Consider the following 13,536-nt stretch of genomic DNA (forward strand, 5'->3'; position numbering starts at 1 on the left):
TTGCTATGAGCATTTACGATAAGTGTTTGCTACAAGTATTTGCTATTGGTCTTTAAGCTATTATTGACAATATTTATAACCGTTATTTAGTTTAAGTACTGGTGTTATGTTGTTAAATCACTATTAGGCTTGTTGATTAAACAAAGATTAATAATTACTCATTATATCAATTAACGATTACTGGCGTGCTTTTCGACTGACTCATCTAGCGCCCGATTAAGTAATTGTTTATCTAATTGTTTGCTGGTGTCGACGCCTAATTGTTGCATGTAATGCGCTTGTCTAATGACATTGCCTTTACCTGAAGACAACTTTGCCATGGCACTTTGATAGGTTTTATCTGCCGTATCTAGGGCGCGTCCGAGTTTTTCCATGTCTTCAAGATAGCCGCATAATTTGTCGTAAATACGACTTGCTTGCTTGGCGATATTTTGAGCATTTTGATTTTGGTATTCATAACGCCATATATTGTTGATGGTGCGCAACGCGACTAATAAATTGGTTGGACTCACGAGCATGATATTTTGCTCTAAGGCAAAGTTAACTAAGCTCGGGTCGTATTCAATGGCCAGTAAAAATGCCGGTTCAATAGGAATGAACATTAACACATAGTCTAAACTTTTGAGGCCATGCAGCTTATGATAATCTTTTTGGCCTAGGCCTTTAATATGCTGCCTAATTGATAATGCATGTTCTTTTATGGCTTGGTCTCGAATGTCTTTATCTTCGCTATTAAAATAACGTTCGTAGCTGACTAATGACATTTTTGCGTCGATGACCACGTCTTTTTGTTCGGGTAAATGTACGATAACATCGGGCTTAAAACGCTTGCCGTTATCGTCTTTTAAATCTTGCTGAGTTTGGTATTCATGGCCTTCGCGTAAACCACTTTCTTGCAATACACGCTCTAAAATGACCTCCCCCCAATTACCTTGCTGCTTGTTGTCACCTTTAAGTGCTTTAGTCAGGTTAATCGCATCTTGGCTCATTTTTAAGTTGAGATCGCGCAAATTATCTAACTGGTGTTTCAACGCACTACGCTCAGATTGCTCATGAGTGTACGACTCTTGAATTTGGCGTCTAAAGCCTTCTAACTGTTGTTTTAATGGTCCAAGAACGCCATCTATTTGCGACACGTTTTGTTGTTTAAAGCTTTCACTGCGTTCTTCAAAAATCCGATTAGCAAGGTTTTCAAATTGCAGTTTAAGGCGCTCTTCTGCCGATTCGAGTAGCACTATTTTATCTTGTAATGATTTTTGCTCGGTTTCTGCTTTGACCAAAATGGTTTGTTGCACCGCATTGGACTTGGCTAAGTTGAGCTGAGATTCCATTAAACGATGTTGGGTATCAACCATTTGTTGTTCGACGAGAAGAACCCGATCGGCTTTGGTTTCTGCGCTAGAAAGCTGGGCAATCAAATCTTCAATTTTACTTTGCAGATGATTACTGTGATCAATTTTATCATCGAGATTATCTTGTAATCTCGACATTTCAATTTGGACTTCGTTGAGCTGTTGAAGCGTTTGTTGTTCATGTTGAAGTTTAAGTTGTTCCCATCTTTTACGAGTTAATCGTTGATTGATTAGGGCGCCAATTAAAAAGGCAACAAACGCGACAGCAATCAAAGCTGCAATTTGAGGAAGAGTTAACGACACTGCAAAAGGCATAACAAAAACCGATAGAAAATAATGGTTAAGGGTCGCACGGCTAATAAACAGCTGCAAGGGGTAAACTGCGGATTTAATGAAATATTGTTGTTAATGATTAAATTTAAACCTAAGCGTAATATTGGTTCGTATAGACTTGTACAATGCGATGCTTAATAGACTTCTTTGCTAATAGATAAACATTAACGATCTTTTTAGTCAGCTGTTGAAATAAAAATAGGATTTTACCTGTCTATTGAGAGACGTAAGGCAGATTATGCTAGCACTTGGCTGTCGACAAATATTTTAACGAGGTGATTTATGACCGGTAAAAAACGTTTTACTCAAGGCATACAAAAACGTGCTTCTTGGCATATTCCTGATAACCAAGTTACGCCTGAGTCGGTATTTAATGATCGTCGTAACATTATTAAAGCCTTAGGGTTAGGTGCATTGGGAGCGAGTTTGCCGGGTCAAGTTCAAGCCGGTATTTTTGATTTATTTGGCGAGCAACAAGCTAAAAACCCATTTACTACTCAAGGCCTACAATACTCAACTCCGCCTAAGTTTGTATTACCGAATCCTAAAACGCCAGAAGACAAAGTCACTCGCCATAACAACTTCTATGAATTTGGTAGCAGTAAATCTGACCCCTATGACAACGGGCAAAACTTTAAGGTTGATCCGTGGACGCTAACGATTGATGGTTTAGTCGATAAACCGATTACCTTAGATTTACATGAGTTGACCACCCGTTTTGCGCTTGAAGAGCGCACCTACCGTTTGCGCTGTGTTGAGGCTTGGTCGATGGTGATACCTTGGGTGGGCTTTTCGTTGGCCAGTTTACTTAAACAAGCAGGGGTGCAAAGTAACGCTACTCATGTTGCTTTTGAAACCCTGTTTGATCCAGAGCAAATGCCTGGTCAAAAGAGTCGCTTAATGGGTGGTGGTATTCATTATCCGTATGTTGAAGGGTTAACGGTTGCCGAGGCGATGAATGATTTATCATTTTTAGCTGTCGGTTTGTATGGCAAAACCTTACCGCCACAAAACGGTGCACCCATTCGATTAGTCGTGCCTTGGAAGTATGGTTTCAAAAGTATTAAATCAGTAGTCAGAATTCGAGTAATGGATAAGCAACCACCAACCAGCTGGAATCAATTGGCCTCGAGCGAGTACGGTTTTTACGCCAATGTAAATCCAGAAGTTGACCATCCACGTTGGTCGCAAGCATCTGAGCGCAGTATTGGCGAAGGTGGTTTATTTTCTGCTAAACGTATTCCTACGCAAATGTTCAATGGTTATGGCGATTCAGTGGCCGATTTATACAAAAATATCGATTTGAGGAAGTTTTACTAATGCGGATAAGCGCTCGAGGTCTATTTTGGTTAAAGGTGTTGTTGCATATTAGTTTTTTATTGCCAGCCTTTTATCTCGTGGCGCTAGTGTTAACAGGCAATGCGGGCGGCGATCCGGTGCAGTACATTATTCACTACACTGGCATGGGCGCGATTAACAGCTTATTAGCGACACTGCTTATTTCACCGATTGCCAAGCGCTTTAAAATAGCGGCGCTGATGCAAACTCGTCGTTTGGTGGGCTTGTATGTGTGCGCCTATGCGCTGTTGCACATCAGTGCATTTATAAGCTTAGATTTGCTATTTGCGTGGAGATTACTGTTTGAAGAGGTCATAAAGCGGCCTTATATTTTAGTTGGCGCGGCGACCTTGATTATCATTTTATTACTGGCAATAACGTCCCTTAACAGGATTAAACGCAGTATGGGTAAGCGCTGGCAATCATTGCACAATTGGATCTATCTGGCTGCAATATTGGCGCCTATCCATTTTTATTGGTCGGTAAAGTCTGAAATTATTGAACCCAGTATTTATATTGCGTTATTTGCGGCGTTATTGTTTTACCGTAAAGACAGTATTTATAAATGGTTGAAGCCGAAAAAGTAACTCTCGCTATGACTAACGCCTCAATTTTTGATTGAGGCCGTTGGTTGAAAACGCCGCAAACACAGTAAATATGATTACAGATGCCATAATAATGGCCAGTCTTAGCCAGGGCTGTTCGAGTGCAATGCGCATATCAATGAAATTGAACGTGGTTACTGCCCACACAAATACCACGCTGATCAATAAACCCAATTTGAGTAACGTACGCACAAATGAATGTTTAATGAACATCAGCAATGGTAAACCAATGGCGATAATAGCCATTATATGCTGATCGAATCGTAAGAAATGTGCGCCCAATAATAGGTAAGCCAAGCTGATAATGGTTACTCGCCACCACATACCACTTCTCCTCAATAACGTGCGATAACAGATGTCATCAGTAATATAGTCAATAACACATTGCCAGTATTACTAGCGTTTTAATTGACCTTAACAGATGCAGCATAACGTTAAATGGAGGGCTATTCTTGACGGTGGTTCACATATTACTTAATTACATCTGCTTTGCATTGTTTTGCAATAGCTTAACGATATGACCATTATTTATTTTGCAGCTTCTAAGGCCGCAATTTTAGCCCAAATCTGTTCTGATTCAGCAGTGAGCAACGAATAGGTTTTTATATCGCCTTTACGCTGAGCTTGCATTGCTTGTTCGAGTATTAAGTCATAGCTTTTACGTAATTTTTTGACTGGGTCTGGCTTTAAAAATGAAAACATTGTGTAACCCTTAGTGATGATTATTTGCATATGGTACGAATGCTGCGGGGTTTCAGCCCAATATCATTCACGCTCTTTTACACCGTGTTCCTTGTAATGCAAATCTGATTACTGGGTATAAAGCGCGTTATTACTCAAAGGATATTGTGGTTTCTCTTATGGATATTGATTCATTTTCGCTATAAAAACAAATTATTACCGTGCTGGTAATGAACGGCATCGAAAGATTAGCGCTGCTAAATTATCGTTAGCGTTGCGAACTCTGAGGTTAAAATAGAAATCGTTTCAGTGATGAAATATTATTAATTATCAATGCTATAGGTTACATATGACTCATGCTTACAAAAACCTATTGCCGATAGGTTTTTAGTTTGACATACTATTGCATACGTTGTTAAGAGAACTATGTAATGCAATTAGGCGATCTAGAAAAGTTAGTACTTCAATTCCTTTGGTCTGAAAAAGAAGCCGATGCGAAGCGTGTTCATATTGCCGTTGGGATGAGTCGTGGTAACTCGTTAAACACGATTCAAACTACATTAGATCGATTATTTAAGAAGAGTCTGTTAAGCCGAACTAAGCAGGGGCACGCACATTTGTATACCGCTATAGTCGATCGTGAATCTCTCATCGCCACGTTAATTACAGATGTTACAGCCGATTTTATCGAAGATGGCGAGCATAGTCTTATTGCTGCTTTTGCTTCCTCGTCAGCCAATCTCGATGATGCTCAATTTGAAGCGTTGGAAAAACTTATCGAACAGCAACGCCAGTTACGTAGCAGGCAAATATAAAATGCTAGAGGGTAACGAGGCTATTTTGTTGAATTTAATGAGTGTTGCAATAACGGCTTTCGTTATCGTGACGATATTAATATCTGCCATTATCCCGTTGATTAAAAATAACCTCAATTTATTTGGTTTTATTGCTCGAAAGCGAACGTTATGGCTATTAGCAACCGCGCCTTGGTGGATAGCTTTATGTTGCGTTGTCATATTTTTTCCACGTCAGGATACTAATAATTTAATCGCTTTGATGGAAAAAATTGCTCATTGGCACCATATTGATGTGTTCAAGTTTACAAGCTGGCATGGCTTAACGTTGGTTGTTGCTACCCTCATATTGGCTGTGATGATTAACCTTATGTTTGTTCAAGTTCGTCGACACTCAATCGCGATGCACAACCTTTTTAAATTTTCAGATGTGCAACCTATAGGTTGTGATAATAATCAGACTATTTATTCTATTGCATTAAGCATCCCAGCAGCTTTTACAATTGGTTTGCTCAAGCCTAGGGTTTATCTTACCACTGGATTGCTTCAACAACTTGAACCATCGGCTCTGGATATCATTATCCAACATGAATTGGCGCATGTTCGTGCAAGAGATCCTCTATTTAAAAGTATTTACTCTTTTTTCTGTCTGCTTTATCCAAAGCCAATTCGCCGCATTTTACAACAGCATTTTACCTTGCTCACGGAACAACAAGCAGACTCCGTCGTAACGGGTTATCACGATAACCTTGATGTGGCACAAACATTAATTTCAGTAGCAAAAAAACAACGTCAGTTTCCCCAAAGTTGTGAAGGGAGTCTGGTTAGTCATTTTAGTCATGATCAAATTACTTTGCGGGTACAAAAGCTTCTATCACCACAGAGCCAAATATCCGAACTTACTCTGGTATTTACGGGATTGTGTTTTCTAACTGCAATGCTGTTTACGGTATTAATGGTAGATGGTCTCCATCATCTAATTGAGACTTATTTTATCCATTAAATCAGACTATGAATGAATCAATTCGTTAGAACCGTAAAAGTAAAAAACCGATGACCAACTGATTTTATTTGTTTTGCTTACCACACACCACTATCGAATGTTACACACCCATAAGGAAGCTATTTTGACTGAAACAGACACTTTGGAGCCATCCAATGCTAAGTAAATTATCAAGCTATTGCGTGTTCGCAATCCTCATTGGCTGTGCTTTTATCAGCATCGAAGTATTTGCCCATGGGGTTGATGACAACACTCGAGCTTTTTTAGAACAAAATAGTGGCGTGCAGTTTGTACCTTTTCTCTACATTGGTGCTAAGCACATGATTACCGGCTATGACCACTTATTATTTCTGGTTGGTGTTATCTTTTTCTTATATAGAAGTCGGGATGTTTTCTTATATGTCACGATGTTCACTATTGGTCATAGCACTACCTTACTACTTGGTGTTTTAGGCGATATTCAAGTTAATGCCTACCTCGTTGATGCGATTATTGGTTTATCTGTCGTGTACAAAGGATTTGATAACTTAGGCGGCTTTAAGCGTTGCTTTAATTGGCAGCCTAATACCCAATGGGCAGTATTAATTTTCGGATTGTTTCATGGTTTAGGTTTAGCGACTAAGTTGCAGGAGTTCAATTTACCAAAAGAAGGCCTTTTTATCAATCTAGTGGCCTTTAATATTGGGGTAGAACTTGGTCAATTTGCTGCGCTAGTGGTTATTTTGATTGTCATTAATGTATGGCGAAAATGGCCTTCATTTCAGCGTTTTTCTACGCTTACAAACACTTTATTAATGAGCGCAGGTGTCATGTTGATTGTGTATCAACTGACTGGCTACGTAATTAACAAATAAAAAAGAGATAAATATGCAACATACAGTCAGCAGCAGTACGTTAATTAAAGCCGCTCTATCAGCGATTGTCGTAGCAGGCATTGTTTTAGTTACGCTAATTTTACCCGCCGAATACAACATCGATCCGACAGGTATTGGACAAAAAATAGGTGTCACAGTATTAGCGCAAGCGGCAGAACCAGAAGTGCAACAAAGCGCTCCTGCCGAAGGCTCTAATGAGTTTCAAACGATAGAAGTGATGGTACCTGCAGGGCGTGGAATAGAATATAAATTCGACATGCAACAATTTGACAAAATGACCTATGAATGGATAACAGATGGGACGGCTTTATTTGTTGACCTCCATGGTGAGCCAAAGGGAGATACCTCAGGATATTACGAAAGTTATGTCATCGCGACGTCGGCTGATATGAAAGGTAGTTTTACGGCACCTTTTGCTGGTTCCCACGGTTGGTATTGGAAAAATAAGTCTAATCAACCGGTAGCAGTGCAGTTATTGGTAAAAGGACAATACAAAGTCATCGGTTTAAAATGATCGGTTTAAAATTATTGGTTTAAAATAATAAGGGGAAATTTATGAGAACATTACTTTTTACAATGGTGCTTTTGAGCAGCTTAATAAGCAGTTATTCGCTGGCACATTCAAGCCATGGCCATATGAATGATAATGCTGCCATCAGTGTTGTCATCAAGTCTGCAAAACAAATGACATTTAAGGACTTCGGCTATGCGGTTGGTCAGCTTCCGGTATCATGGAAAAATATTACCATTGCAGATGTAACGGTCTTTAGCGTTACAGGAGGCGTTTATATTGTGAGTGCCACTAATGCAGAAGATAAAAAGACGTTATATTTTCAAATCGCTAACGATGGTGAAGTCATGGCTGTATCTGAAAGTAACACTTTTAAATAATAGATAAATAGTGTTGGATACAAACTTTGTGTGGCCAACACTAATATCGATTCAAAAACAAGCACTCGCTAAATTAGTCTTACACTCAATATACTGATGTATAACAGATTTCTCGTTATCTTATTAGCACTTCATTTGACGTTGTAACATCATATTCTACAATCTGAAGATTAGAATTCTCGGTTCATTTTTTCAAAACTCTTGGTCAGAACATCTATCGAATTTTGATCTAAATGACGAGTAATATCTTCTGTTAGTTGCATATGCATGCGATTGTGGTGCTTATGAAGCGCCATGCCTTCGCTTGTTAATCCAACTAATATTGAACGTCTATCGTCTTCATGTGGAGAGCGGATTATAAGTCCAAACTTTACCAGTTTCTCTACCTGAACCGTTAAGGTGCCAGTGGTAATTGCAAGCCTATCTGCTAGCTCTTTCATTCTCATGGAACCGTGAGAGCCTAGCACCTCAATAGTGTGCACTTGTGCCAGTGAATAACCGGTATCTTTAACGACAGACTGCTCCCAAGAAGACAGTTTGTCGTAAAACTCAATGATTAAATTATTCAAAGAATGCATAAAGGGCCTCAGCAGTAATTCACTTCGATAGTTAAGTGGCTTAGCTTATCAAACTTATTCAATGAGTGTTTAAATGATTCTACGCTGGTATCTGTTGATGTACAGATAGCGATAGAGGCAGAATAATGATCTGCACTAATTCTCCAAATATGAATATCGGTGACCTTGGTTTGTTGATCATCAATGGTGTTAATAATGGCTAGTTGATAATCTTCGTCGATATTTTCATCTAATAGAATAGGGCTAGTTTGCTTCATTAAACCTAGTGCCCATTTAGTGATCACCACCGCACCAACGACTCCCATGATGGGATCTAACCAATACCATCCAAGGAATTTTCCTACCAAAAGTGCACAAATTGCTAACACCGATGTTAATGCGTCTGCTAGTACGTGGAAGTAAGCTGCCTTCAGATTATGGTCGTTACCACTATGATGTTTGTGGTCATCATGTTCGTGGCTATGATGTTTGTGGTCATCATGTTCGTGACTATGATGTTTGTGGTCATCATGCTCGTGGCTATGATGTTTGTGGTCATCATGCTCGTGACTATGATGTTTGTGGTCATCATGCTCGTGGCTATGATGTTTGTGGTCATCATGTTCATGGCTATGACGCTCGTGGTCATCATGCTCGTGGCTATGATGCTTGTGGTCACCGTGATCATGGCCGTGATGTTCATGACCCAATATAAACATACTGGCGATGTTAACGACTAGACCTATGATAGCCACAAGAATAGATTGGTTAAATTGGATCTCAATAGGCGACCATAAACGGTGTAGAGATTCGACCAGCATAATGATAGCGACAATGGCTAATGCGATTGCACTTGTATATCCACCGAGAACGCCGACTTTGCCTACGCCAAAAGAGAATTTGTCACTATTAGCATGTTTTTTTGCATAGCTATAGGTGAATAGTGTAATACAAAAAGCGGCGGCATGAGTCCCCATATGCCAGCCATCAGCGAGCAATGCCATAGAGCCATATATCGTCCCCGCTATCACTTCGATGGCCATGGTGATGACTGTTATAACAAGCACATACCAGGTGCGTTTGACATTTTGCTCGTTAACGGAAGTGAAATTGTGTTGGTGAATATATTTTTCGGCAATGTTATTCATAAGAAAGTAGTTTGATTATCAAGTAATTGCCGATGCTATATTGTTTGATAGTCAAAGTAAATGAATTGATTACTCTATTTCAGTATCCAAACTCGCGAAGTCGAAACTTTAGAGGTTATGTTATCGATTCACTATTTGATTCACTTTGTTGGCCGATAAATACATTGCAGATTTTTACAACGGAGCGAATAAACCGTGAGGGGGAATGCGATAAATATTTTCAGGGAAGTCAATAGGTTAACGGTACACCGCTAGAGTGTACCGTTTATTTGGCTAAAATATTGATTGGTATAGAAATCCAGCACCCATTGCCATACTCAATATGACGAATAAGAAAGCGACAATCATTTGATTTTTGAAGATAGATTTAAGCAAAATGACTTCAGTTAAACTTGCTCCAGCACTACCAATAATTAACGCCATGACTGCGCCAAGACTCATCCCTTTTGCTGCTAATGCGGCGCTTAATGGAATAACAGCCTCGGCACGAATGTACAATGGAATACCAATGACAGCTGCTATCGGAATAGCAAAAGGGTTGTCTTCACTTGCAATACTTACCACAAACTCTGTTGGCATAAAGCCGTAAATCATTGAGCCAAGAGCGATACCACCGAGTAAATAAGGAAGAACTTTCTTAAAGTCACTCCATGTGCTGTTCCAAATTTTTCGCCATTTACTGACCTGTTTGGTTTTGCCGCCACAGGAAGACCCGCAAGTTGTTTTTTCAGGTGCATTTGTCACATCTGGTGCAAAATTGGCTTCAGATTTTACATACTTATCAAAGCCCAGTTTTTCAAGGGTAAAACCTGCAATTACTGAGACTCCCATTGCGATAGCAAAATAGAAGGCTGTTACTTTTAGACCGAAGGTCACGGCAAATAATCCAATAATAATGGGATTGAGCAGAGGACTTGCAAACAAGAAAACCATCATCGGCCCGAATCCTGCGTTTGCTCGTAAAAGCCCTTTTAAGAAAGGAATAGTGGAGCATGAACAGAACGGGGTAATTGCCCCTAATAATCCCGCCACGATATATCCTTTGCCATTTTTACCATTCAAAATAGTTCGTATTTTTGATGATGGGATGTATTCCTGGAGTATGCCGACAAAGTAACTGATCACTAAAAACAAGACCGTTAGCTCTACAGCAAGGAAGGCAAACATGTTTAAGGTTTCTATAAGCATTTGCTGAGTAATATTTATCATTTTAAATTTCCATATTTCTAGTATGTTCGAAATATAATATTGATCTATGGTATCGTCAATATATTTCTAGTATTATCGAAATATAAAGTTAATAGGAATACTTCTGATGAGTATCGAGATAGTTGCTAAAGCATTGAAAGAGTTAGGTCATCCGACACGATTGGCCGTTTACAAACAGGTTATGAAAGCGGGGCCAAAGGGCGTTGCTGTCGGTAAGTTAGGTGATAATATTGGTATACCCAATTCTACATTGTCTCACCATATCTCAAGTATGATCACCGCTGGATTGATTACACAACATAGGGAAGGCAGGGTTTTATATTGTATCGCCAACTATGAAATGCGTGAAAATGTACTCAACTTCTTGCAACAAGAATGCTGTATCGACAGTACTTTTTAATCGCCGAATTCAATAATAATTAATAATCTTGCGTCTTTATACTGACTGCTGCGTCTTAGTATTTGTATCGTAAATTTATAGTGAGTTGAGAGTCTGTTTATATGATATCTGAATGGCAAAATCACAAAGCGCAACTGCGCAGTTACGTTAGTCATCGCATTGATGATGCTGATGCCGTAGATGACATCTTGCAAGATGTTTACCTCAAAGCTAGTGGCAATATGCATCAATTGAAATCAAAAGGCAGCCTCAAAGGTTGGCTTTATCGTATTGCTCACAATACCATCATGGATTTCTATCGGCAGCGGCAGCAATTTGAAGCATTGCCTGACGATCTCGTTGCAGAAGAGCAAGAGTCAGGTAAACAGGCGCGTGAAGAATTAGCAGAATGTTTACGACCATTGATTGACGAACTGCCTGAGAAATACGGCACACCATTGCGTTTAGCGGAGCTAGAAGGTGTATCGCAACAAGCTATTGCCGATCAGTTAGGCTTGTCACTCTCTGGGGCAAAAAGTCGAATTCAACGAGGTCGAGTTAAATTTCGCCAGCAAATGATGGCTTGCTGTGATTTTGAAATAGGTCAAGAAGGTATAACCAGCTATGCCCCGAAAGATCCACTCCAGCGAGCTAAATGTTAATCGATGCATGGTTAGCCGCTATCAAAACACAATATTTTATATTGAATTCAGCCCGTTAGAGGCTCAACATTGCTAGATTCCTTTCTTGAAACTATATGAGTGCTTGTAACTGTATGGTTGCTTGGTCCTGAGTCGTTGGCAGAATAACTATTTTTTGGAGCAACTATGGCTCGTACAACTCCCCCTTTGATTTCACCGCAAATCATTAATGAAGCAACTGAATGGGCCATCATGCATGGTGTTGCATTTCGTCAGGCAGATAACAGCGCAAGACATTGTCCCTTTAGTATTGCTCCCATGACGATGGAGCGTGAAGTGTTTCAGCACTTACGTAAAGTGACCCCGCTTATTACTCAGTTGATAAATAATGTCAGCGAAGATCACGATTTCCTCCAATCTGTACTGGGTGACGTAGCCAAAGCCGATCCGTTTTTTGGTCGCTTATTGTCTTTACACCAACAAGCCCATGGTAATACTGGGCATCGGCTTAATCCTGCTCGTAAACCGTTATTGTTAATGCGAACTGATTTTATGGATGATCGTCAGCATGGCGCCAAAGTTATTGAGTTTAATGGTATTGCTGCAGGTATGGCGCCTTTTGGTCAACGTGCCACTGAGTTTCATGCTTTCTTAAAGGAGCAATGGCCGGAAGTTTATCGACAGTGGTTAGAAGATAGCCGGTCGACGCCAGCGGATAATCAAGGCCTAGATCAACTGGCCCACGGTATTGCACAAGCTGCTCGAAAAGTCGCGGCGGCATTTTACTCCGATACTGTAGAGCAATCAGCGGCAGCCCTGCATAAACCGACCTTTTTGATGGTGATCCAAGAAAATGAAGATAATGTTTATGATCAACATCTACTTGAAGTCGCACTGCAAACACGAGGGTTACGAACCATTAGGCGCACCTTTGAACAGCTCAGCAGTCAACTTTCAACGGGTGACAATCAGCGTTTGATGTTAGAAGGTATTGGCGCTATCGATGTTGTGTATCTGCGAGCGGGCTATCAGTATGCAGATTACTACTCGCCGGAGCGAAATGAAGCTGTGTGTTGCCAAACCTTAAGTCAGACTCGACTGTTTATTGAGCAGCATCATGTGGCGGTGAATGCGACCTTTAGCCAACAACTCGCCACTAGTAAAACCATGCAAATGCTACTGACCCAGATGCCAGCTGAAGAATATGCTCGTTGGGGGTTAAATCTTGAACAAGCCTTGTTGGTAAAGAGTGTGCTAGCGGACATGAAGCCAATAAACCCTGAAACCATCAGCTGGTTTAACACCCACGCCAATAAACACCAGTGGGTATTAAAAAACCAAGGCGAAGGCGGTGGTCACTGTATTTTTGGCGATGATATTAGCGATAAATTAGCAACAATTGCCCCTCAAGAATATGATGCATGGGCGCTTATGCAGCGTTTGTATCCTCATGAGCGTGAAGTGCCAACTATTGCAGTGCGAGATGGTGAGCAAACACTCGTCGATAACCTGGTTAGCGAGGTTGGGCTATTTAGCGTATTTTATGACGGGGAGCCTGCCACAGAAATGGATGGATATGCCGGTTATCTCATCCGTAGCAAACCTGCGAGTGAAAATGAGGGCGGTATACATAGTGGTAAAGGCATTTTAGACTCGCTGACATTGATTGATTAATTAACGAGTCCAATTTAATGGAATAACAAAGATTGAATTAGGCACATGAATTAACA

Annotated in this window: 16 protein-coding genes; 10 read left to right on the top strand and 6 right to left on the bottom strand. The window is 40.3% G+C overall.

Translation table 11 applies throughout. From position 1 onward, the window contains the following. Window positions 1-170: 170 nt before the first annotated feature. Complete coding sequence (gene rmuC, locus EGC82_RS08495) at window positions 171-1,667, bottom strand: DNA recombination protein RmuC (protein ID WP_124730372.1); 1,497 nt, start codon at window positions 1,665-1,667, stop codon at window positions 171-173. Between the two features lie 300 nt (window positions 1,668-1,967). On the opposite strand from rmuC, the gene msrP reads away from it, so the two are divergent. Further along, the gene (msrP, locus tag EGC82_RS08500; RefSeq protein WP_124730373.1) at window positions 1,968-3,005 is read left to right on the top strand and encodes a protein-methionine-sulfoxide reductase catalytic subunit MsrP; all 1,038 of its coding nucleotides are present in this window, start codon (window positions 1,968-1,970) and stop codon (window positions 3,003-3,005) included. Further along, window positions 3,005-3,610 (top strand): protein-methionine-sulfoxide reductase heme-binding subunit MsrQ, encoded by a 606-nt coding sequence (msrQ, locus tag EGC82_RS08505; RefSeq protein WP_124730374.1) that lies wholly within the window; start codon window positions 3,005-3,007, stop codon window positions 3,608-3,610. Before msrP ends, msrQ begins: the two co-directional genes overlap by 1 nt. Before the next feature lie 12 nt (window positions 3,611-3,622). Here msrQ and EGC82_RS08510 read toward each other — a convergent pair whose 3' ends face one another. Beyond that, window positions 3,623-3,952: a hypothetical protein gene (locus EGC82_RS08510; RefSeq protein ID WP_124730375.1), complete on the bottom strand. Its 330-nt coding sequence runs from the start codon at window positions 3,950-3,952 to the stop codon at window positions 3,623-3,625. A gap of 204 nt (window positions 3,953-4,156) precedes the next feature. Continuing rightward, complete coding sequence (locus EGC82_RS08515) at window positions 4,157-4,330, bottom strand: DUF6435 family protein (protein ID WP_124730376.1); 174 nt, start codon at window positions 4,328-4,330, stop codon at window positions 4,157-4,159. A 410-nt stretch (window positions 4,331-4,740) separates the two neighbouring features. Here EGC82_RS08515 and EGC82_RS08520 point away from each other — a divergent pair, with 410 nt between their 5' ends. From EGC82_RS08520 to EGC82_RS08540, 5 genes are all read left to right on the top strand, one after another. Further along, window positions 4,741-5,124: a BlaI/MecI/CopY family transcriptional regulator gene (locus EGC82_RS08520; protein ID WP_011637975.1), complete on the top strand. Its 384-nt coding sequence runs from the start codon at window positions 4,741-4,743 to the stop codon at window positions 5,122-5,124. A gap of 25 nt (window positions 5,125-5,149) precedes the next feature. Then, window positions 5,150-6,106, top strand: a complete 957-nt coding sequence (locus EGC82_RS08525) for a M56 family metallopeptidase (RefSeq protein WP_244212558.1) — start codon at window positions 5,150-5,152, stop codon at window positions 6,104-6,106. Between the two features lie 155 nt (window positions 6,107-6,261). Beyond that, on the top strand, window positions 6,262-6,960 hold the full coding sequence (locus tag EGC82_RS08530) for a HupE/UreJ family protein (protein WP_124730377.1): 699 nt from the start codon (window positions 6,262-6,264) through the stop codon (window positions 6,958-6,960). 13 nt (window positions 6,961-6,973) lie between these two features. Then, window positions 6,974-7,495: a hypothetical protein gene (locus EGC82_RS08535; protein ID WP_124730378.1), complete on the top strand. Its 522-nt coding sequence runs from the start codon at window positions 6,974-6,976 to the stop codon at window positions 7,493-7,495. Window positions 7,496-7,536: 41 nt separating this feature from the next. Continuing rightward, window positions 7,537-7,872: a DUF6488 family protein gene (locus EGC82_RS08540; RefSeq protein ID WP_124730379.1), complete on the top strand. Its 336-nt coding sequence runs from the start codon at window positions 7,537-7,539 to the stop codon at window positions 7,870-7,872. 170 nt (window positions 7,873-8,042) lie between these two features. Here the strand turns inward: EGC82_RS08540 and EGC82_RS08545 are convergent, their stop codons facing one another. The 3 genes from EGC82_RS08545 to EGC82_RS08555 form a co-directional block, all read right to left on the bottom strand. After that, complete coding sequence (locus tag EGC82_RS08545) at window positions 8,043-8,450, bottom strand: MarR family winged helix-turn-helix transcriptional regulator (RefSeq protein WP_124730380.1); 408 nt, start codon at window positions 8,448-8,450, stop codon at window positions 8,043-8,045. An 8-nt stretch (window positions 8,451-8,458) separates the two neighbouring features. Beyond that, on the bottom strand, window positions 8,459-9,577 hold the full coding sequence (locus EGC82_RS08550) for a cation diffusion facilitator family transporter (RefSeq protein WP_124730381.1): 1,119 nt from the start codon (window positions 9,575-9,577) through the stop codon (window positions 8,459-8,461). A 273-nt stretch (window positions 9,578-9,850) separates the two neighbouring features. After that, on the bottom strand, window positions 9,851-10,786 hold the full coding sequence (locus tag EGC82_RS08555) for a permease (protein ID WP_124730382.1): 936 nt from the start codon (window positions 10,784-10,786) through the stop codon (window positions 9,851-9,853). A gap of 106 nt (window positions 10,787-10,892) precedes the next feature. Between EGC82_RS08555 and EGC82_RS08560 the strand changes: the two genes are divergently transcribed. The 3 genes from EGC82_RS08560 (at window position 10,893) to EGC82_RS08570 (ending at window position 13,480) form a co-directional block, all read left to right on the top strand. After that, window positions 10,893-11,186, top strand: a complete 294-nt coding sequence (locus EGC82_RS08560) for an ArsR/SmtB family transcription factor (RefSeq protein ID WP_011637967.1) — start codon at window positions 10,893-10,895, stop codon at window positions 11,184-11,186. 101 nt (window positions 11,187-11,287) lie between these two features. Continuing rightward, a complete protein-coding gene (gene sigZ / locus EGC82_RS08565) occupies window positions 11,288-11,827 on the top strand; it encodes an RNA polymerase sigma factor SigZ (RefSeq protein WP_124730383.1) in 540 nt (179 codons plus the stop codon). A gap of 165 nt (window positions 11,828-11,992) precedes the next feature. Continuing rightward, complete coding sequence (locus tag EGC82_RS08570) at window positions 11,993-13,480, top strand: glutathione synthase (protein WP_124730384.1); 1,488 nt, start codon at window positions 11,993-11,995, stop codon at window positions 13,478-13,480. Window positions 13,481-13,536: the final 56 nt, after the last annotated feature.

It is taken from the genome of Shewanella livingstonensis, from assembly GCF_003855395.1.
Taxonomy (GTDB): domain Bacteria; phylum Pseudomonadota; class Gammaproteobacteria; order Enterobacterales; family Shewanellaceae; genus Shewanella; species Shewanella livingstonensis.

What these genes read in the sequence shown, in the direction of transcription:
- rmuC (WP_124730372.1), bottom strand. Translation starts at nt 1,667, where the DNA reads ATGCCTTTTGCAGTGTCGTTAACTCTTCCTCAAATTGCAGCTTTGATT.
- msrP (WP_124730373.1), top strand. Translation starts at nt 1,968, where the DNA reads ATGACCGGTAAAAAACGTTTTACTCAAGGCATACAAAAACGTGCTTCT.
- msrQ (WP_124730374.1), top strand. Translation starts at nt 3,005, where the DNA reads ATGCGGATAAGCGCTCGAGGTCTATTTTGGTTAAAGGTGTTGTTGCAT.
- EGC82_RS08510 (WP_124730375.1), bottom strand. Translation starts at nt 3,952, where the DNA reads ATGTGGTGGCGAGTAACCATTATCAGCTTGGCTTACCTATTATTGGGC.
- EGC82_RS08515 (WP_124730376.1), bottom strand. Translation starts at nt 4,330, where the DNA reads ATGTTTTCATTTTTAAAGCCAGACCCAGTCAAAAAATTACGTAAAAGC.
- EGC82_RS08520 (WP_011637975.1), top strand. Translation starts at nt 4,741, where the DNA reads ATGCAATTAGGCGATCTAGAAAAGTTAGTACTTCAATTCCTTTGGTCT.
- EGC82_RS08530 (WP_124730377.1), top strand. Translation starts at nt 6,262, where the DNA reads ATGCTAAGTAAATTATCAAGCTATTGCGTGTTCGCAATCCTCATTGGC.
- EGC82_RS08535 (WP_124730378.1), top strand. Translation starts at nt 6,974, where the DNA reads ATGCAACATACAGTCAGCAGCAGTACGTTAATTAAAGCCGCTCTATCA.
- EGC82_RS08540 (WP_124730379.1), top strand. Translation starts at nt 7,537, where the DNA reads ATGAGAACATTACTTTTTACAATGGTGCTTTTGAGCAGCTTAATAAGC.
- EGC82_RS08545 (WP_124730380.1), bottom strand. Translation starts at nt 8,450, where the DNA reads ATGCATTCTTTGAATAATTTAATCATTGAGTTTTACGACAAACTGTCT.
- EGC82_RS08550 (WP_124730381.1), bottom strand. Translation starts at nt 9,577, where the DNA reads ATGAATAACATTGCCGAAAAATATATTCACCAACACAATTTCACTTCC.
- EGC82_RS08555 (WP_124730382.1), bottom strand. Translation starts at nt 10,786, where the DNA reads ATGATAAATATTACTCAGCAAATGCTTATAGAAACCTTAAACATGTTT.
- EGC82_RS08560 (WP_011637967.1), top strand. Translation starts at nt 10,893, where the DNA reads ATGAGTATCGAGATAGTTGCTAAAGCATTGAAAGAGTTAGGTCATCCG.
- sigZ (WP_124730383.1), top strand. Translation starts at nt 11,288, where the DNA reads ATGATATCTGAATGGCAAAATCACAAAGCGCAACTGCGCAGTTACGTT.
- EGC82_RS08570 (WP_124730384.1), top strand. Translation starts at nt 11,993, where the DNA reads ATGGCTCGTACAACTCCCCCTTTGATTTCACCGCAAATCATTAATGAA.